The organism is Winogradskyella ouciana (assembly GCF_009709615.1).
Lineage (GTDB): Bacteria > Bacteroidota > Bacteroidia > Flavobacteriales > Flavobacteriaceae > Winogradskyella > Winogradskyella ouciana.
Genome location: NZ_WJYA01000280.1, coordinates 1 through 241, shown reverse-complemented (window position 1 = coordinate 241; position 241 = coordinate 1). Strand labels below are relative to the sequence as shown.

1 protein-coding gene is annotated in these 241 nt (G+C 33.2%); it reads right to left on the bottom strand.

Annotation, left to right across the window (positions count from 1 at the left end; translation table 11 throughout):
• The coding region (locus F1003_RS16340; protein ID WP_155090384.1) for a 2-oxoglutarate dehydrogenase E1 subunit family protein at positions 1-216 on the bottom strand (216 nt) is incomplete at its 3' end.
• Between the last annotated feature and the right edge of the window lie 25 nt (positions 217-241).

The window sequence follows — 241 nt, the reverse complement described above, 5'->3', positions numbered from 1 at the left end:
AATATCATCTGGGACACCTACTTGCTGAGATAAAGAAGACGCACCTACTTTTTCTGTAAAAGAATCGTCTTCACCAAAATTTTCTAGAGCAAAATCAAACCCTTGAAAAAAAGCTTTCCAAGATGGCTCTAAACTATCTGGGTATTTTAAGTACTGCTGGTACATGCTATCTATGAAATCAGCATGTGTTGCATTTAAGAATGAAAATTTATCCATTATGACAGATTTATCTGTTTTTTAA